The 19,165-nt window shown below is 59.9% G+C and carries 13 protein-coding genes and 2 pseudogenes; 8 read left to right on the plus strand and 7 right to left on the minus strand.

Annotated features, from left to right (window positions below):
- Window positions 1-12 precede the first annotated feature (12 nt).
- From RHIBUN_RS0124170 to RHIBUN_RS0124180, 3 genes are read right to left on the minus strand one after another with little or no spacing between them, the layout of a single operon-like run.
- Entirely contained in the window at window positions 13-1,005 is a 993-nt protein-coding gene (locus RHIBUN_RS0124170; protein WP_025661537.1) for an ABC transporter permease, read from the minus strand.
- Complete coding sequence (locus RHIBUN_RS0124175) at window positions 1,002-2,540, minus strand: sugar ABC transporter ATP-binding protein (RefSeq protein ID WP_025661538.1); 1,539 nt, start codon at window positions 2,538-2,540, stop codon at window positions 1,002-1,004. Before RHIBUN_RS0124175 ends, RHIBUN_RS0124170 begins: the two co-directional genes overlap by 4 nt.
- A 52-nt stretch (window positions 2,541-2,592) precedes the next feature.
- The gene (locus tag RHIBUN_RS0124180) at window positions 2,593-3,294 is read right to left on the minus strand and encodes a GntR family transcriptional regulator (RefSeq protein WP_018858167.1); all 702 of its coding nucleotides are present in this window, start codon (window positions 3,292-3,294) and stop codon (window positions 2,593-2,595) included.
- A 107-nt stretch (window positions 3,295-3,401) separates the two neighbouring features.
- Here RHIBUN_RS0124180 and RHIBUN_RS33870 point away from each other — a divergent pair.
- The 6 genes and pseudogenes from RHIBUN_RS33870 to RHIBUN_RS0124215 all read left to right on the plus strand — a co-directional run bounded on the left by RHIBUN_RS33870 (window position 3,402) and on the right by RHIBUN_RS0124215 (window position 10,080).
- Window positions 3,402-4,422: pseudogene (locus RHIBUN_RS33870) on the plus strand (Ldh family oxidoreductase).
- On the plus strand, window positions 4,419-5,645 hold the full coding sequence (locus tag RHIBUN_RS0124190) for an iron-containing alcohol dehydrogenase (protein WP_025661539.1): 1,227 nt from the start codon (window positions 4,419-4,421) through the stop codon (window positions 5,643-5,645). Before RHIBUN_RS33870 ends, RHIBUN_RS0124190 begins: the two are co-directional and overlap by 4 nt.
- Before the next feature lie 18 nt (window positions 5,646-5,663).
- Complete coding sequence (locus tag RHIBUN_RS0124195) at window positions 5,664-7,151, plus strand: NAD-dependent succinate-semialdehyde dehydrogenase (RefSeq protein WP_025661540.1); 1,488 nt, start codon at window positions 5,664-5,666, stop codon at window positions 7,149-7,151.
- A gap of 116 nt (window positions 7,152-7,267) precedes the next feature.
- Window positions 7,268-7,996 carry an alpha/beta hydrolase gene (locus RHIBUN_RS0124200; protein WP_084659802.1) on the plus strand — a complete coding sequence of 243 codons (729 nt, stop codon included), beginning with the start codon at window positions 7,268-7,270 and terminating at the stop codon, window positions 7,994-7,996.
- A gap of 504 nt (window positions 7,997-8,500) precedes the next feature.
- A complete protein-coding gene (locus tag RHIBUN_RS0124210) occupies window positions 8,501-9,547 on the plus strand; it encodes a catalase family peroxidase (protein WP_025661543.1) in 1,047 nt (348 codons plus the stop codon).
- The gene (locus tag RHIBUN_RS0124215; RefSeq protein ID WP_025661544.1) at window positions 9,544-10,080 is read left to right on the plus strand and encodes a cytochrome b; all 537 of its coding nucleotides are present in this window, start codon (window positions 9,544-9,546) and stop codon (window positions 10,078-10,080) included. The genes RHIBUN_RS0124210 and RHIBUN_RS0124215 overlap by 4 nt, the downstream gene beginning before the upstream one ends.
- Window positions 10,081-10,465: 385 nt before the next feature.
- Here the strand turns inward: RHIBUN_RS0124215 and RHIBUN_RS0124220 are convergent, their stop codons facing one another.
- Window positions 10,466-10,726 carry a tyrosine-type recombinase/integrase gene (locus RHIBUN_RS0124220; RefSeq protein WP_025661545.1) on the minus strand — a complete coding sequence of 87 codons (261 nt, stop codon included), beginning with the start codon at window positions 10,724-10,726 and terminating at the stop codon, window positions 10,466-10,468.
- 613 nt (window positions 10,727-11,339) lie between these two features.
- On the opposite strand from RHIBUN_RS0124220, the gene RHIBUN_RS0124230 reads away from it, so the two are divergent.
- Both RHIBUN_RS0124230 and RHIBUN_RS0124235 read left to right on the plus strand, forming a co-directional pair.
- Window positions 11,340-12,836, plus strand: a complete 1,497-nt coding sequence (locus RHIBUN_RS0124230) for a DUF1254 domain-containing protein (protein WP_037217504.1) — start codon at window positions 11,340-11,342, stop codon at window positions 12,834-12,836.
- Between the two features lie 45 nt (window positions 12,837-12,881).
- Window positions 12,882-14,418 (plus strand): annotated as a pseudogene (locus RHIBUN_RS0124235) (DUF1254 domain-containing protein).
- Window positions 14,419-14,743: 325 nt separating this feature from the next.
- On the opposite strand, the gene RHIBUN_RS0124240 reads toward RHIBUN_RS0124235, so the two are convergent.
- Genes RHIBUN_RS0124240 through RHIBUN_RS0124250 form a run of 3 tightly spaced genes read right to left on the minus strand, consistent with a single transcriptional unit; the run spans window position 14,744 to window position 19,163 of the window.
- On the minus strand, window positions 14,744-16,594 hold the full coding sequence (locus RHIBUN_RS0124240; protein ID WP_025661548.1) for an ABC transporter ATP-binding protein: 1,851 nt from the start codon (window positions 16,592-16,594) through the stop codon (window positions 14,744-14,746).
- Window positions 16,595-16,614: 20 nt separating this feature from the next.
- Complete coding sequence (locus RHIBUN_RS0124245; protein WP_025661549.1) at window positions 16,615-17,376, minus strand: DUF1028 domain-containing protein; 762 nt, start codon at window positions 17,374-17,376, stop codon at window positions 16,615-16,617.
- Window positions 17,377-17,381: 5 nt separating this feature from the next.
- Entirely contained in the window at window positions 17,382-19,163 is a 1,782-nt protein-coding gene (locus RHIBUN_RS0124250; protein ID WP_025661550.1) for a gamma-glutamyltransferase family protein, read from the minus strand.
- Between the last annotated feature and the right edge of the window lie 2 nt (window positions 19,164-19,165).

Consider the following 19,165-nt stretch of genomic DNA (forward strand, 5'->3'; position numbering starts at 1 on the left):
TCCGGACGCGGATTATTTCGAGAACCTCTGAATGAGCATCGCGATGATGATGATCACGCCCTGGACGCCCGCCACCAGGTATTCGGAAACGAAGTCGGATAGCACCATCAGGTTGGCGATGAGTTCCAGGATGACCGCTCCGGCAACCGTGCCCCAGACGTGACCCTTGCCGCCGCGGAGTGCAGTTCCGCCGATGACAACTGCCGTGATGACTTGGAGCTCCCAGAGAACGCCAGTCGTCGGGGTGGCCGCGCCAAGACGCGGCACGTAGCAGATCGCGGCGATCGCAACGCAGGCACCCTGGATGGCGTAGGCGATCGTGCGGGTCTTGATTATCGATATGCCGGAATAGCGGGCAACGTCCTCGTTGGCCCCGACCGCGGCGCATTTGCGCCCGTACTTCATCTTGTAGAGAATGAACGAGGCGACGACAGCGACGGCAATCGAGATCATTATCGGCAACGGGATGCCCGCGACGGTGCCGAAGTACACGGGGCGGTACGCGTCGCGGAGGGTGCGATCAATCGGGATCGTGCCGCCGTCGGACATGTACGTGATCAGTGCCCTGAAGATGCCCATTGTTCCGAGGGTCGCGATGAACGGCTCGATCTTGCCGACAGTCACAATAATGCCGTTCATCAATCCGCAGAGGAGACCCACGGCAATCGCCACCACCATCCCGGCCGGGATTGCCGAAACACCCCAGTCGGGTGCCATCCGGTTCATGAACATGATCGTGATCCCGGTGATGAATGCGGCCATGGAGCCCACGGAGAGATCAAGGCCGCCCGACGAGATGACGAAGGTTGCCCCGACCGCGATGATCGCAATGAAGGCGCTGCGGGTGATGACGTTGCCGAGATTGGTCGCGGAGAGGAAATCCGGATTGACCGCAAAACCGATTGCCAGCAATGCGATCAGAGCCATAAATGGTCCCACATCCGCCCATCCGATATTCCATTCCCGCTCCGGTTTGACCGGGGTCGAACCCGTAATAACAGTCATCTGTTTCCTCCCTCGCCTTTTCCCGGAGCAGCGTCGCTTGTCGCCAGAAGCGCGACGTTGTGCTCCGTCATTTCGTCTCCTGAGACCTCCCCCGCGATGCGCCCTTCCCGCATCACAAGAATTCGATCGCAGATCCCGATCAGTTCCTGCATTTCGGAGGAGATCACGACGCACGCCTTCCCCTCCGCCACGAGCCGCTGGACGAATGCGTAAATCTGCGCCTTGTTGGCGATATCGATGCCACGCGTCGGCTCGTCGATGACGACGACCGAAGGTGCGGTCAACAATACCTTCGCAAGCAGGAGCTTTTGTTGATTGCCACCGGATAGCTGTCCTGCTTTCATCCCAAGACTCTTCAATCGGATGTCGTATTGATCGACAGCCTGTGTCAGAGCGGTCTGTTCGCGACGTCGCCGCATTAACAAACCGGGATGAAACCGTTGAAGCGCGGACAGGGTGAGGTTGGGTGCAAGCCGCTCCTGGAGGAGAAGGCCTTTTCCCTTCCGGTCTTCGGTCAAGTAACCGATCCCGGCGTCGATCGCCGCCCGCGCCGAATGAATGTTGATGGACTTGCCTTCGAGCTCGACCTCGCCAGTTGCCGGTCTCAACCCCATGATCCCTTCGAATAGCTCCGTCCGGCCCGCCCCGATCATTCCGGCGAAGCCGAGGATCTCGGACTTGCGAACGTCGAAGGTGATATCCTTTGCAAAACCCGGAACTGACAGGTTCCGGACTGAAAGCATCTTTTCACCAGTGGCCGCGGGTGACTTTTCCGGATAGAGCGCCGCGAGGTCGCGTCCGACCATCAAACGCGCCATGTCCAACTGACTGAGACTGTGGCCCGGGTGCGTGCCGACCAGCTTGCCGTCGCGCAGCACCGTGACCTTGTCTGCAATTCGCTGCACCTCGTCGAGACGGTGGCTGATATAGAGGACAGCAATCTCCTGCGCCTTGAGTTGCAAGATGATCGACAGCAATCGCTCGACCTCGTCCCCCGTAAGGACGGCTGTCGGTTCGTCGAAGATCACCAGCCTATGATCATCCAGCAGCGCCCGAGCGATCTGGACAAGCTGGCGGTCGGCAAGCGAGATGTTTCGCACCAGAGCATTGGGGGAAACCATGCTTCCGAGTTCGGCCAGCTTCTCAGCGGCGAGACGGCGCATCGTCCGGTCGTCAACGACTCCGTTGCGCATCAATTCGCGGCCGAGGAACAGGTTTTCCGCGACAGTCAGGGCATCGGCAAGCAGAATTTCCTGGTGGACCAGAACAATACCAGCCTGCTGGGCCTGCTCAGGCCCGACAAATCGGACCACGCCCTTGTCCATGCTCAGCGAACCTGCCGTAGGTTCGGCGTAGCCGGACAGAAGCCGCATGAAAGTCGATTTGCCGGCACCGTTCTCGCCGATGATCGCGTGAATCTCGCCGGGGAGGATGTCCAGTGTCACATCCGAAAGAACCGTGACCGGGCCATATTCCTTGGAAAGGTTTTCGGCACGCAACACCGGCTGACGTGCGAGGTCATCGGCCTGAACCACGGGCGCTCTTCCATCTCTCTGAATGCTGACAACGCTCGACATCGCAGATTCCTCAATCGAAAGCTGGGAGCAGCCTGTCCCGCGAATGCTCAAGGTGGACGCGCATCGCCTTCTCGGCGGCAGAAGCGTCGCCTGCAGCGAATGCCGTCAGTAACGCTTCGTGTTCGTCGAGAGCCTCCTCGGTCACCCGTGAGTGGAACATCAGACGGAAGATATGGAAATGCGTGTGCTGGTGATTGAGCGTCTCGCGGATGAGCTCGTTGCCCGCATATTCGAGGATACGGTCGTGGAACATTGCGTCCTGGCGCGCGAAGGTCGAATAGCGAAGGCGCTCATCGGTGCCATCACGTCGCCCCATCACTCCGGCTGCTTCGCGAAGCGTTGCAAGCTTTTCATCGTCCATCGCGAGGGCCGCTCTGGCTGCGCTGTCCGGCTCAAGCAGAAGACGCAGCTGATAAAGCTCGTCGAAGCGGCGTCGGGCGATCTGGGGAGCCGCGCTGTAACCGATTAGGTGGGTCTTGACTACCAGTCCCTCCCCTTCCAGCCGCCCAAGCGCTTCGCGGATGGGCGTCTGCGAGACATTCAGTTCGCGCACCAGATTATCGACATTGATCCTTGCGCCTGGGGGAATCTTCAAAGCCATCAATTGGGCGAAGATTGCCTCATAGACGCTTCCCGCAAGACTATTGGCCCTCGGGATGAACGCGCCCGTGTCCGGCGCATCGTTAACGATCGTGGGTGTTCTATTCTGCATCATCTATTGCCTCTTGACAGAACCAATCGCTAACACGATGCTCGCCGATATTCAATACTATATCCTATAGGATTTTATTTGGAGCTGTCGTGAGAGTAAAGAGGGAGATAGCGGCGGACCTGGTGAGGAACCTTCTCGAGGAAAAAGGGACCCCTCGTTCATACGCTTTGCAGCAAACCGACGTTCTCGTCGAAGCAGAGTTGAGAGGTCATCCATCGCACGGCCTTCAAAGGCTGCCGAGGATTCTTCAGAGAATTGGCAATGGTCTCATCGATCCAAGCACCCAAGGGAAATCACACTGGCGAACGCCGTCATTCCTGAAGATCGACGGTCTGCGCGGACTGGGGCCAGTGGTCGCGCTCCAGGCATGCACCATGCTCTCTGAACGAGCTTCTTCGACAGGCGTGGCCGTTGCTGGCATCAGGAACTCAAACCACCTGGGAATGCTGGCCTATTACGTAGAGCACCTCGCGAAAGACGGCATCATCGGGATCGCGCTATCTTCGAGTGAGGCACTCGTCCACCCACCCATATGGCGGAACAACGCCCCTCCTCGGTACCAATCCCCTTGCGATTGCCGTGCCGACTGCGGACCGACCGCTGGTCGTCGATCTCGCGACCTCTGTGGTTTCAATGGGGAAGATCCATCACCATGCGGCAAACGGATGCGCGATCCCGGAGGGTTGGGCACGCGACAGCGACGGAGGAATGACGACCGACGCCGCCGCTGCAATGAACGGGTCGATCGCTCCGTTCGGCGACGCCAAGGGATACGCTCTTGGTATGGCACTTGAATTGCTGGTGGCCTCGATTGCTGACTCATCGACTGCGCCTGACGTCCGTGGAACGCTGGATGCCGATGCCATCTGCAACAAGGGGGACGTGTTGATTGCTATCGACGCCGGCAAGCAGCCCGACCTCCTTGCTTGCTTCAGTACCTACCTCGATCGCATCCGGAAATCGCGTCCAGCCGAGCCCACACGACCAGTAACGGTCCCTGGCGACGGCACCTGGTCGCGCCGCCAGCAGGCGCTCTGCGACGGAATCGAGATTCCTGGAAGGCTTTGGGACGAACTTAACGCCCTTTCCCGCTCAAACGAAGCACTTGTCAAAGGACATGCACAATGACCCTTTTCGCCGCCATTCGGCTTCCCCAGGAAATTCTCTTCGGCAAGGGACAACGTCATGCCCTCCCGCACATTGCCGCGAGGCTGGGCAAGCGTGCGTTGCTATGCACTGACGAGCGGTTCGCTGCTACGCCCGTCTTCGCGGATATCGTGAAGGCGCTCGAGGCCGCCTCGATCGAAGTACTGATCCACGATGGTGTCCAGCCGGACGTTCCCATCGAGACAGTTTCCGTCTGTGTGGAGGAAGCACGAATCTTTCACCCGGACATGGTGATTGGCATTGGTGGAGGAAGCTGCCTGGACATGGCAAAGTGTGCCGCCTTGCTCCTTAGCCATGGCGGGCAGTTGAAGGACTACTACGGCGAGTACAAGGTTCCCGGCCCGACGCTTCCTATCATCGCTGTGCCGACGACGGCGGGGACGGGGTCCGAAGTCACGCCCGTCGCTGTCATTTCCGATTCCGAACGCACGCTCAAGGTCGGGATATCCAGTCCCTATCTGATCGCCACGACCGCCATCTGCGATCCCGAACTTACGATGACCTGCCCGCCCGGACTGACGGCGATTGCGGGCGCCGACGCCCTCACCCACGCAATCGAGGCCTTCACCGCGGCGCGACGCGGTACCGATCCGCTGCTTGCTCAGAACCATGTATTCATCGGAAAGAGCGCTCTTACCGATCATTTCGCGTTGCTGGCGATCAAGCTTCTCGGCCGCAGCCTGGAGAGGGCCTGCAAGAATGGCTCCGATGAAGACGCACGGGCAGATGTCATGATGGGTGCGTTGGCGGCCGGATGTGCCTTCGGGACTGCAGGGACCGCTGCGGCTCACGCAATCCAATATCCGGCCGGAGCGCTGACCCACACAGCACACGGTCTCGGTGTCGCTACCATGATGCCCTATGTGATGAATTACAACAGATCCGTGTCCGCTGCCGAGATGGCCGAAATCGGCACCGCGCTCGGCCTCGACAACCCGAACGGTAGCGAGGAAGAACTTGCAGTCGCCGCCATCGAAGAGATCCGCAGGCTGTTTGCAACAATAGGCATTACACGGACGCTCGCGGATCTGGGCCTCGCTGCCGACAAGCTGGACTGGACCGCTGAACAGGCCTTCGGCATCGACAGGCTCATCAAAAACAATCCGCGGTCTTTTGATCTCGACGCCATGAAGCGTCTCGTCAGAGCGGCCTACGAAGGCGATCTCGCCGCATCCGCCATCTAAGAGAATCGGGGAAGCATCATGACCATTGCCCAACACATACCTCAAGCCGACCACCAACTGCCGGATCTCACGGCGACCGCACGCGGCCTCTACATCGATGGAGCCTGGCAGCCATCTCGGTCCAGTCGGACAATCGACGTGGTGAACCCTTCGACGGGCGAGGTTCTCGCCACCGTGCCGGATGCCACGATCGAGGATGCCCGCGCCGGTGTCGAAGCTGCATCCGCTGCAGCGCCGGGATGGCGGGCTACGCCGCCACGCAAGCGCTCCGAGATACTGCGCCGGTGCTTCGAGCTTATGATCGAGCGCTCCGAGATGCTGGCGACACTGATCTCGCTGGAAAATGGCAAGGCGTTGCGCGACGCGCGTGGTGAGGTCGCCTACGCAGCCGAGTTCTTCCGCTGGAATGCGGAAGAAGCTGTCCGCATTACGGGCGAGTTCGGCATAGCGCCATCAGGCACCAATCGCATCATCGTCGACTACCAGCCGATAGGCATCTGCCTGCTGATCACGCCGTGGAATTTTCCGGCGGCGATGGCTAGCCGGAAGATCGCGCCTGCGCTTGCTGCTGGTTGCACCGTGATACTGAAGCCCGCCAGCGAAACACCGCTCACTGCTTACGCATTGGCTGCAATCTACGAGGAGGCCGGGGTGCCGAACGGTGTCGTAAACGTACTGACGACGACCAGCCCCGGACCATTAACGGCAGAGGTTCTCGCGGATCCACGTGTCAGAAAGCTCTCTTTTACAGGATCGACTGGTGTCGGTCGCGGCCTCTTGGCCGAGGCTGCGAAGAACGTCATCTCCTGCTCCATGGAGTTGGGCGGCAACGCACCCTTCGTGGTGTTCGACGACGCAGATTTGGAAGCGGCCCTTGACGGTGCGATGATCGCCAAGATGCGAAACGCCGGCGAAGCCTGCACCGCGGCCAACCGCTTCTACGTCCAGTCGGGGATATACGATGCATTTGCCGAAGGCCTCACAAGGCGCATGGGCGCGCTAATTATGGGGTCGGGAGTTTCCGGGGACACCGAATGCGGTCCAATGATCACCCGCAAGGCGGTCGACAAGATCGCACGCCTCGTGGACGATGCAAAGGTCCGAGGAGCCCGTGTACTCTGTGGCGGCGACGCCCCGGCAGGTGAGGGCTATTTTTATCCTCCGACTGTTCTGGCGGATGTACCATTTGAGTCAGAGATGGCCTCAGAGGAAATCTTCGGTCCGGTCGCGCCGCTCTATCGCTTCGAAACCGAGGAAGAAGCCGTCCGGAGAGCCAATGACACGGAATACGGCCTGGCTGCCTACGTCTATACGCGCGACCTTGCACGCGGGCTGCGGGTCTCCAACGGCATCGAGGCTGGGATGATTGCTTTAAACCGTGGTCTTGTATCCGATCCTGCAGCCCCGTTTGGCGGTGTGAAGCAAAGCGGCCTTGGCCGCGAGGGTGGTCAGCATCATGGCATTGCCGAATTCATGGAAGCGAAATATATCGCAACAAGTTTCTGAGCTGGGGAGCAATCGTGGAAACGGACCCATTTCGCATACGTGATCATGTTGCGCACTTCGACAGCATTGTCAGCGAGATCGTGAAAGCGAGTGAAAGAACTCGCGAAACTCTATCAATGACTGGGAACGTCGTCTATGGCGACGGTCCCTCCGAAAGCTTGGATATCTTCTATCCGGAAGGGACACGAAAGAACCTTCCGGTCCACATGTTCATCCATGGGGGCTATTGGCGGATGTTTTCCAAGCGCGACTATTCCTGTGTCGCAAACACCGTCACCCAGACAGGCGCGATCGCGGTCATCGTCGACTATGCATTAATGCCTGCCCACAGGATGGAGGTCCTTGTCGACCAAGTCGTACGCGCCAAACGATGGGTGATTGACCACATCGCAGAGTATGGAGGCGACCCCTCGACACTAACGGTGAGCGGGCATTCGGCAGGCGCACACCTGGCAAGCTTCCTATTTCATGGGACTACCATCCCCTCCGGCATCGAAGGTGCGTTCTTGCTCGGTGGCCTTTACGACCTCGCTCCATTGCAGCGGTCGTTTCTTCAAAACGAGATTGCGCTATCGGATGAAGAGGTGGCGCGCTTCACACCTCTCTCTCACAACCACGACCCGCACTGCCGCGTTATCCTAGCGGTCGGAGCAAAAGAGACAGATCCTTTTCACGCGCAATCTAATGCGTTTCTGTCTACCTTGCGAGGGCAAGGGCTCCCGGCGGTCCTGAAGATCCTGGCAGCTCGGAACCACATGGACTCAGTCCGTGACCTCGGTGTCCCTGGCTCCGAGGCTGGAGATCTTCTTGCCCGATTAGTGACTGGCGAGCCGTGCCCCGCCTGAAGCTTCGATGCTTCGATGCTTCGATGCTTCGATGCTTCGGTCCATGCTTGCAACGCGCGTGAACATCAAGGCCCCATCACTGTTGCCTGATGATGGCGCCGAATCGGGATTTGCTCGCTTGATCCTCGACAAAGGAAGGAGCCATGAAAGCGACGAATATCGTTCTCGCGAGCCGCCCCAGCGGAACGCCGACATGATTACCGACCGGGGCTCACCAATAACTGCGAGTGGAGAGCGAGTTCACCTGTCGAATGACTAGGCGTTCAGCTGATCAGCATCCAACATCGATCACAGCACGATTCGCCACCTCTTCCAGGTGGCCCATCCCGGCCATTGAGGATGCACTTTCCGTTATGAAGTCCGATTTGACCACGCTCAACAACAATGCCATCCTCCGTGGCCAAAGAACAGGAGAAGCGCTGAAACCCGCGTCATCGTCTTTCAACGCACTAGTTTTGATTTCCTAGCATCGCAAGAGAAACTGCTAAACACGGAGAGGCTTGTATGCCGGGCTCGCAGCGTTCCGCTCTCGGATCTTTGATGCTGATTGCCGCGGTGGTTGGTTTCAGCGTCGGCGCCTTTGCCTACACTGCCGGATGGCTTTCGCCCGGTCGCCTTTCTTCAACAGAACTTGTCAGCGCCCTGGCGCCTCCGGGCGGACCCGCGCTGGGACATCGGCGAAATCACGCAAAGGGCGTCTGCTTCACTGGCACCTTTGAAGCGAATGGGACCGCTGTGGCGCTTTCGAAGGCAACGGTATTCACCGCAGGGCACTACCCCGTTCTCGGGCGCTTCAACTTGGCAACGCCTGATCCGAACGCCGCTGATCCGACGGTGCGGGTGCGGGGCGTCGGCGTGCAAATCTCAGCGCCTGACAACAGCGTCTGGCGCATGGCACTAATCGACCCACCCGTCTTCGCGGTCTCGACGCCTCACGGGTTCTACGACCTGCTCGAGGCCTCGAAGAGTAAGGATCCAGAAGCGATGAAAGGCTTCGTGGCAACACATCCAGAATTTGCTGCGTTTGGCGAGTGGGCAACCACGGCTCCCTGGACGGCCAGCTACGCGGAGGTGACTTTTAACAGTCTCAATGCATTCATTTTCACGGATGCCGCGGGTACAAAGAACGCAGTGCGTTGGTCATTGCGCCCAGAAACGCAGGCCGTGCCAATCTCCGGCGCGGAATTCGCGAAACTCGGCCCCAATCATCTCGAAGAAGACATTACTGAGCGCGTTGCCAAATCGCCGCAGCGTTGGACACTCGTGCTGACCGTTGCCGACCCCTCAGATCCAACATCGGATCCGACGAGGGCCTGGCCGCCCGAGCGGCGTACTGTCGAAGCTGGAACGCTCGTGGTGCAGAAAATCGAGCCTGAAGTCGATGGTCCCTGCCGGGATATCAATTTTGACCCGACCATTTTGCCTGACGGTATCAAGGTTGGCGATGATCCGTTCCCGGCAGCCCGATCGGCAGCTTATGCCAGATCCTATGATCTGCGTACCAGTGAGGCGAGCCACTATCCTCGAAAAGCAGTGAGCGCAAAGCCATGACGGACGTAAAAACACACTTCTCCGCCGTTCAGCGTCTGTTGCATTGGCTGATGGCGATCGGAATTCTGGCCATGCTATTCATCGGCGTCGCAATGGTCTCGACCATCGGACGGCAGTACGTACCGCTGCTGATAGCCCACAAGACGCTTGGAATCGCCATTCTCGTTCTTGCCTTGGTTCGTCTTTTGGTGCGCTTCGTATCAGGCGCACCAGCACTGCCCGCAGACCTTCCCGAGCCGATGAGACTCGCTGCGCATCTCTCCCATGTTGGCTTGTACGCGCTGATGATCGGCATGCCCCTGATCGGCTGGGCCATGATGTCCGCAGCCGCCTATCCCATCGTGCTTTTTGGTGGGTTCCGCCTTCCGCCGATCCTACCGCAGAGCGCGAGCCTCCATACAATGCTGTGGAGCGCGCATTTCTATCTCGCCTTCGCGTTCTTTGCCCTCGTGATGGTGCATCTGGCGGCAGCGCTCTTCCATGGTCTAGTTCGACGCGATGGGGTCCTGCAAACGATGCTGTCTGGCAAGTAGGCTCGCTCCGACCGACGAGGTCGCCCCGCAAATGGTCTTCGTTCGTGAGGCCTGCCTCAAGGCAATTTTTTCGCCCGATCATGACGCCTGACACAGTCGAACTCGCGTCGGGACGCTGAAGTTCTTCGATGGCGTCCAGATAGACGAGAGGGTTGTAAGGGGCTTACGATCAGGTCGATCTCGCCAGAAGTATCGAGGCGTTTCTGTCCGGAATTCCCGTCGCAGCGTCACTCCATGCAATGTGGGCTAGTTTTTTCGAACGCGGCTCGGGCAGTCCGCCGCCCCTAGAGCGTGCCATTCCCCTTGATATCATTGAGTTTTTAGGCATGCGCCCAAAGTGATTATGGGTTCGCCCGAAATGGCTCGTCCCGATTGAAAAGCCGGTTCATCCTGCTACCCTCAGATTAGCCTGGCGCTTTGATGCGTCCCGCTTGGCCTCCCGCTCGTTGATAAACCTGCGGGCCCCCAGCGCATTGTCCTCCTGCCAGATTCCTTGCAGGTAGATCTGCGTCGTCGCGATATCCGAATGGCCCATCAGATCGCGGATGCTGAGAATGTCCAATTTCGAGCGGACCAACGATTGCGCGAATTCCGACGCAAGTTTCTCGAGGTATGGCCAGCCGAAAGCCCGGCCTGCTTCGTCCATCCCGCCATTTGCCCGGTCAAGGCCTTCTCGCTGTAGACCTCACCATCAAAGCGCTGGAGGACCGTCCTTCCGGTATAGGCCCTATCGTTGGCACACCGTTGAGCAACGCCGATTGCATTCTATTCCGGCGGTCTCCATGCACTGACGCAGTTGGGGGTGTGCGGATGCCATAGGTAATGCCGCCCCTTTCGCGAAGAACGACTTGGAGCTCATCCGTTTCAACACGGTGTCATCGCCAAGCGGGGATACCCTCGGTGCAAACTCCGCTGTAGTTGAAACCCGCCTTGACGAACACGCCCAGAAATACCATCGTCGCAAGCATGAACAAGGCGCTTTTGAGGGTGGTGAACCGACGCTTCATCGGGCTTCCCTTGTGACCATCAAGTAAGTCACGCTAGATGCTGCCGCTTTTCGTTGTAATCTGTTCCGGTAACTGCTCTTGGCGCTCTCCGGAACGAAGTCGTTCTTCCGCTTTCTTCAGGCCAAAGCAGACTTCGGCATAGGCGTTTACGTGTGTGTTTACCGTAACGTACTTCCAATTGCATGCTCGTCCCTATCTCCTGCTGCCACAGATTCCCTCCGCTGGATTCCGTCGGTGAGACAGGAGAAAACGATGTTGATATCGCATTTACGTGTGACGACCGCCGTTTCGGTCTTGGGGCTTGTGGCGGCATCCGGCTTGCCTGCCACCGCGCAGGACGCCACCCCGAAAATCCCACCGTTGATGGAACAGATCAACAAGGGAAACTGGTTGCCGCAACAGGAAGCGGAGTCGCTGGTTGATGATTTCTTCTACCAGAATGCCGTCCAAGCCTATGTCCTCTCGCTGCCGATCCTAAACACCATTGGCATGCGTGACGGCTCCGAGGCCGCTTTTGGTGGTGGATATAACGTTCTACCGATCTGGAAGGAGCGCATGGACAGCCGCACATGGGTTCCAACGCCGAATGCTGACGTCATATACTCCATGAGCTATCTCGACTTGAAAAAGGATGGCCCGCTGATCGTGGCCGCACCGCCGAACGTCATCGGCATGTTCACCGACTTCTACCAGCACACACTCACCGACGTCGGCGCGATCGGCCCCGATCGGGCGCGCGGCGGCCTCTATCTTCTCCTGCCGCCGGACTACGACGGAGAAGTTCCAAAGGGCTATTTCGCGTTCAAGTCGCCCACCTACAACGTATTTCTGTTCTTCCGCACCATCATGGCCAAGGGCGAGAACGGTCCCGACCCGGCTCCAGCCGCCGCGAATGCCGAGCGGACGCGCGTCTACCCTCTCTGGGCTCCCGAGAAGAACGTCAAGCCGATGCAATTCCCCGACGCCAGCGGCAAGCGCGTCAACATGATGTACCCGACCGGCAATACCTACTGGACGAAGCTGAAGGAGTTCGTTGACTACGAGCCCGTTCCCTCGATCGATCCTGTAACCCGTGGCGTGCTCGCGTCGATCGGCATCATCAAAGGCCAACCATTCGAACCGACCGACAAGCAGACAGCAGCCCTTCAGAAAGCCGTCGAGACAGCCCCCAAAATGATCCTTGCAAGCCGCCAGCTCGGTCGTCCGGATAAGCGCAATCTCTACTATACCGATCGGCAGTACGAGAACATCTGGGCAGGAGGCACCGCTGAGTGGATGCAGGATAGCTATCTGGATGTCCTTCAGCGCGCCTCTTACTTCCAGTTCGCCTATTCCTCCGCCCCCGCCATGGTCATGAGAACCCTGGACGCCGGTTCGAAGTATCCATTCACGGCCCGCGATGCCGATGGCAATTTCCTGAATGGATCAAATGCCTACAAGCTGCATCTGCCGCCGAACCCGCCAGCGGTGCTCTTCTGGGCGGTGACGGCCTACAACGTCACCGACGGATCAATGCCGGAGACAAAACAGCTCCTGCCGTCGATCAACGCCTTCTACAAGGTCAAGACCAACGACGACGGGTCAGTCGATCTCTATTTCGGCGCGACCAAACCGGCTGAAGCACCCGAAAGCAACTGGATTCAGACAGTCGAAGGCCGCGACTTCATCGCAGCCGTTCGCCTCTATGGCACTGGCACGGCATTCTTCGATCAGACATGGAAGCCTGACGATGTTGTGAAATTGAAGTGAACCAATCGAGTTTCCGCCAATCTCAACCTCAGGAAATTGTAAACCATGAGCAAGACAATGGACGAGAGCCGTCGAGGCGCCATGAAGACGAGTTTTGGCGTGGCAACACTCGCCGCCTTTGGCGCAAGAAGTGCGGCACCTCTGGTGCTTTCTGCCGCGCCGCTCCTGGCGGCAGGTGGGGCGGTTCAGGCACAGGCCAATAGCGGCGTTACTGAAATCACCATGCCCGACCGGAATCACGATGCAGCCGGGTTACGCCAAGACGATTGCCCAGATGGCCTATGTCTGGGGCTGGCCGATGGTGAACATGCTCAACCGCAACGCCAAGATTACGCAGGCTCCCTATCCGGGCCTGCTTGGCGGCATCCTGCCAGCGGCTCCGCGGGGTCAGGTCGGCATGTTGCATGACTATATCGAGCCCTCCGAAACCTTTGTGACATGCCCCAATCAGGTCTATGGGCTGGGATTCTTCTCGCTCGACGAGGAACCGGTTGTCGCGCAGGTGCCGGATTTCGGCGACCGCTTCTGGGTCTATGCCCTATACGATCACCGCACAGATCAGTTCGGTCATATCGGCAAACCTTATGGAACGAAGCCGGGGTTCTACCTGCTTGTCGGCCCGAGGTGGAACGGTCTGAAACCGAATGGGATTACCGACATCATCCGTTGCCCGACTGCGCTTGCCAACGCAATACCGCGCATCTTTCAGGACGACACGCCTGAAGACAAGAAGGCGACACAATCCGCCATCGATCAGGTTGTTTTCTATCCGCTGAAGGATTTCACCGGGGAGATGAAAAAGATCAAATGGGCTGCGGCAAAGGAAATCCCGGTGCCGCAGTCAACCGACCCCGACGGCGGCGGTGGTGAAACGAAGTGGGTAGTACCAGAAAAATTCTTTGACCAGTTCGGTGACGTGATCGCCAAGGTTGACCCGCTTCCGGGCGAAGAAGCGATATACGGCCAGTTCCGTCTATTGCTCGATGAAGCAGCGACGGACCCGGACCTGAAGAAGCTGCTCGTCGAGACAGCCATTGAAACCGAGAAGAATGTCATTGGCCCGTTCTTTGAATGGAAGCACAACGGCCGACCGGCTGGCAATGGCTGGAACCGCTCGACCAACAACGCCCAATTCGGTCTCGACTACTTCAACCGAACCGGAACCTCGAAATCGAACATGTTCGACAACCGACCGAATGAGACACAGTATTTCTACACGGATTTCGATTCTGCCGGTAAACAGCTTGTCGGTAGCGGTAGCTATGCTGTCACCTTCGCGAACGGACAGGAGCCTCCGGTCAATGGCTTCTGGTCGCTGACGCTGTACAACGACAAGCACCTATTCCACGCAAATGACCTCAAGCGCTATTCGCTCGGCACGAAGAACAAGAACCTCAAACGCAACAGCGACGGTTCGCTCACGCTCTACGTTGGCGCGAAGTCTACGGGCAAAGACAAGGAAACCAACTGGCTCCCCGCACCCGACGGAACTTTCTCACTCTACATTCGCGCCTATTGGGGCAAGGAAGGCATCTTGGACGGTTCTTGGCAACCGCCAAAGATCGAAGCAGTGAAGAGCTGATCGCCCAAGCGACTATGGCGGGGTATCATGCCCCGCCTTTAGTTACATTGTCGAATGACCGGTGGTGGCGCGCAAAGCAGACACGTCGCCCTGCCCTTGCGCCTGAAAATAACAATGGGCGCAGATGGGAACGGATGCGAACGCGGCCCATCTGCGCCCGAAAAACGCGGTTTGTTTTCAATGTTCGTGGCGCGCCCCTGGGATAACAGGGCGGCAGCCGGCAACTGGCGCTTCCTACTGCCGCTCTCCGAACAATATCGGATAGGTGTGGTTGCGAAACGTCAGCATGGGGTCAGCCGGTTGGATAGGGGCACAAACCTCGGTCCTAGGCGCCTTGGTCGATCCTGACGAGGTGGCCAGGGCTGACTTCGCGATACTCGCGTGTTGGCGGGACGTAGTCGAGGGGACGCACCGGGCTTTTCAGCTCGTCAGCCGCGAGGTTTCGCCGGATACCGCGGCGGGCGGGATCGGGGACCGGCACTGCATCTATCAGTTTCTTCGTATAGCTGTGCTGCGGATTGCCGAAGACCGCGGGACGCGGCCCGATTTCCACTATCTCGCCAAGATACATGACTGCGACCCGGTGGCTGAGGCGCTCGACGACGGCCATGTCGTGCGAGATGAACAGGTAGGCCAGGTCGAGGCTCTTTTGCAGGTCCATCAGGAGATTGCAGACCTGTGCCTTGATCGAGACATCGAGCGCCGAAACGCTTTCGTCGGCCACGATGACTTTCGGATCGAGTGACAGTGCACGGGCAATGCAGATGCGCTGGCGCTGGCCGCCCGAGAATTCGTGCGGATAGCGGCTCATCATCTCCGCCTTCAGCCCGACCCGTTCCATTAGGTCGGCGGCCTTGTCGCGTGCCTGAGCGCGCGTTCCAAGGCCGTGTTCGCTGAAGGGTTCGGCGATCAAGGTGCCGACGCTCATGCGCGGGTTAAGGCTGGCAAAGGGATCCTGAAAGATCATCTGGATGTTGCGCCGCATGGTGCGCAGGCTGGCGCCGTCGAGTTTCAGAACATCCTTCCCCTCGAAGTGGACGCTGCCGGCGCGCGCATCGAGAAGGCGCATGATCGAGCGGCCGGTCGTGGACTTGCCGCAGCCGGATTCACCGACGAGCGAGAGTGTTTCGCCCTGGTGAAGGTCGAAGGAAACGTTCTCGACCGCGTGTATCGCACCGGTTTTGCGCCCGAGCAGCCCGCCGCGAATGTCAAAGCGGGTGACGAGCCCTTTGACTTCGAGGATCGGCTTCCTGTTATCGTCAACGGTTCGGCAAGCCTCTGCGGCCTCTTTCAGCTGGCCGGTCGCCGCGTCCACCACCGGGAATGGAAGCGGGCTTTCACGATCCGTCATCGAGCCCAGACGCGGCACCGCTGAAAGCAGGGCGCGGGTATAGGGATGCTGGCCGCGGTGGAAAACGTCTTCCGTCTTTCCTGCTTCAACTGCCTCGCCACGATACATGACGACGGTGCGGTCCGAAATCTCTGCTACCACGCCCATATCGTGGGTAATGAAAAGGACGGACATACCCTCCTCTTCCTGCAGCGTCTTTATGAGATCGAGGATCTGGCCCTGGATGGTGACATCGAGCGCGGTCGTCGGCTCGTCGGCAATCAACAACTTCGGACGCAGGGCCAGCGCCATGGCAATCATCACCCGCTGGCGCATGCCGCCGGAAAACTGGTGGGGATATTCGTCGAAGCGCGAGCCCGCATTCGGGATCCGGACCTTTTCGAGCAGACGGATCGTCTCGGCCCTGGCTTCCACCGCCGAAAGATTGCCATGGCAGGTCAATGCCTCGGAAATCTGCCGCCCGATGGTGAAGATCGGATTGAGCGAGGTCATCGGCTCCTGAAAGATCATCGCGACGTCCTTGCCGCGGACACCGCGCATCTCCTTGTCGGAGAGCGAAAGGAGATCCTTGCCGTTGAGCAGGATGCGGCCTTTGACGCGACTGCTGCCTTTTGCAAGCAGCCGCATGATCGAGAGCGACGTAACGCTCTTGCCTGAGCCGCTTTCGCCGACGATGGCGACGGTTTCGCCGGGCATCACGTCGAAGGAGACGTCGCGCACGACCGGCCGCCAGGCGCCGTCCACCCTGAACGACGTCGTCAGGCCGGAGACCGACAGGACGGGTGCTAGGCCTGCGGCGGGCTTGAGCGCGGCTGCGGTTGTCATGGGCTCACCTTCCATTTGCATTAGGTCGCGGCCTTGAGCGGCGTGGCGAACGAGGCGGACGGTCTTCCGGCCGCCACGCGCTCGGCCTCCAGCCCCGCAATCCGCTCGTCGATTTCGCGCCGGTCGATCATGCCGCTTGGATTGTCCCGGGTCGGCATGGTCTCGGCGACATGCAGGTAGCGCTCCTTTGCGACGGCGTAGAGCCGGGTGAGTTCGCCCAAGGGATCGGCGTGGTCGTCGACGCGCAGATTGAGCCAGGCAAAATCCTGATCGCGGTAGATGACGAGCGCTGCCGACTGCTTGCCGCGCTTGTCGCCGCCGGCGTCCTCGCCGGCCTGCATGGCTTCAAGCAGCCGTTCGGCCAGGGGCCCGCCCGCCGTCTTCTTGAAGGTGGAAAGCGTTTCGGCGATCACCTGCGGTCCAGCCAGCATGTTGCCGGCGACCGAGACGTTGTCGTCGACCAGATGGCCGGCCCAGTCGATGCACTTGGCGCCGGTGAAGGCCGCGTTGCGGCCCTTGGCATCGACAAGATGCAGCTGGCGCTGGTCCCGCCCCTCGTCGCGCCCGGTCAGAGCCGGAATGATCGCCTCCGGCGACTTGCCGGCGGCGAGCATGGCGAGACCATCGGTGCCGTAGAGCGGGCTCACGAAGGCTTGCGTCGCGACCGCACCGACGCGGCCGCGAATGTGCGGCACGACGCCGCCGACGGCGAAGAAGCGGGTGGCGACCGCGATCGCCAGATGGCCGGTTTCCGGTTCGCGGGCAACGATGGACCAGGTCATGGCGATTATCTCCCGACCGCGTAGGCCTGCATCAGGCGCGGCGTGGCAGCCGCGCGTAACAGTCCGTCGGCATCGCGCCGCGCCGCTGTCAGGCGCCCGACGGTCCATGGATCGGCAACCGTGAGCTGATGGCCCTTCTGGCGCAGCGCCTCGAGCACTGCCGCGGGGAAGTTGGCTTCGGCCGTCAGGTCGCCTGGCGCCCGGGTGCGCGGATAGAAGGAGCCCGGGAAATGCGCGGTGTGGAAGAGCGGCTGGTCGATCGCTTCCTGCAGGTTCATGCCATGATGGACATAGCGCAGGAAGAAGGCGAGCTGCCATTGGTCCTGCTGGTCGCCGCCCGGCGTACCGAAGGCGAGTGTCGGCCGGCCTTCATGGAGCGCGATGGAAGGCGTTAGCGTCGTGCGTGGACGCTTGCCCGGGGTGAGCGACGACGGCAGATCTGGTTTCAGCCAGAACATCTGAGCGCGCGAATTGAGGCAGAAGCCGAGGCCGGGAACGATCGGCGAGGATTGCAGCCATCCGCCGGAGGGCGTCACCGACACCATGTTGCCTTCGCTGTCGATGACGTCGATATGCACGGTGTCGCCGCGCTTCTCGCTCAGATGCGCCATGGTCGGCTCGTAGACAGCACCCGTCTTGGCGCCTTCAAGCAGCGCCATGGTGGCATCGTACTGTGCCTCGAAGCCGGAAAGACGACCGGGACGCAGATCGAAGGAGGCTTCGTTCGTGATCAGCTTGCGGCGCTCGGCGGCGTAGGCGTCCGACAGAAGCTGCTCAAGCGGTACGTCGGTGAATTCAGGATCGCCATAGTAGACCTCGCGGTCGGCATAGGCGAGCTTCATCGCCTCGACGACCGTGTGTACGAAATCTGGACCGGCCGGATCCATGGAGGCGAGATCGAAGCCCTTCAGCAACGACAGCGATTGCAGGAGTACTGGCCCCTGTCCCCACGGACCGGTCTTTGCGATAGTCCAGCCGTGATAGTCATAGGTGAGGGGCGCCTCGACGGTCGCCTGCCAGTTCGCCATGTCGTCCGCGCTCAGCACGCCCTTGTGGTGGCTGCCGCTTGCGTCCATCACTTCCGCCTTGCGCAGGTACGTGTCGATCGCCTCGGCGACGAAACCGCGATAGAAGGCGTCGCGTGCGGCTTCGATCTGTGCCTCGCGGCCGGACTTGCTTTCGGATTCCGAGACGATGCGCTTCCAGGTCTTAGCAAGCACGGGGTTCTTGAAGTTGGACCAGGGTGCCGGCGCAGAGCCACCCGGCAGCCAGGTTTCGAACGAGGTCGGCCATTCCTTTTCAAAGAAGTCGGCAAGGCCGGCGATGGTGGCAGAAACGCGCGGCAGCACCGGATGGCCGTTCTCAGCATAATGGATCGCGGGTTCGAGAACGTCGCGGACGCTCAAGCAGCCGTAGTCGCGCAGCATCAGCATCCAGCCATCGAAGGAGCCCGGAATGACGGTCGCGAGCAGACCGTCACCGGGGATCATCTTCAGTCCCTCGTTCGTATAGTGCTCGATCGTGGCTCCGGCCGGCGCCGGCGCCTGGGCGCAGATGACTTCGACCTTGTCCTTCTTCTTCGAATAGATGATCGCCGGAAGGTCGCCGCCAGGGCCGACCAGATGCGGCTCGACGATCTGGAGTACGAAACCGGTCGCCACCGCCGCGTCGAAGGCGTTGCCGCCCTTTTCCAGGATGCTCATGCCGACGGCCGAGGCGATCCAGTGCGTCGAGGTGACGACGCCGAAGGTGCCGAGAATTTCGGGGCGGGTCGTGAACGTACTCATCT

Source organism: Rhizobium sp. IBUN (assembly GCF_000510625.1).
GTDB classification, from domain to species: Bacteria; Pseudomonadota; Alphaproteobacteria; order Rhizobiales; family Rhizobiaceae; genus Rhizobium; species Rhizobium altiplani.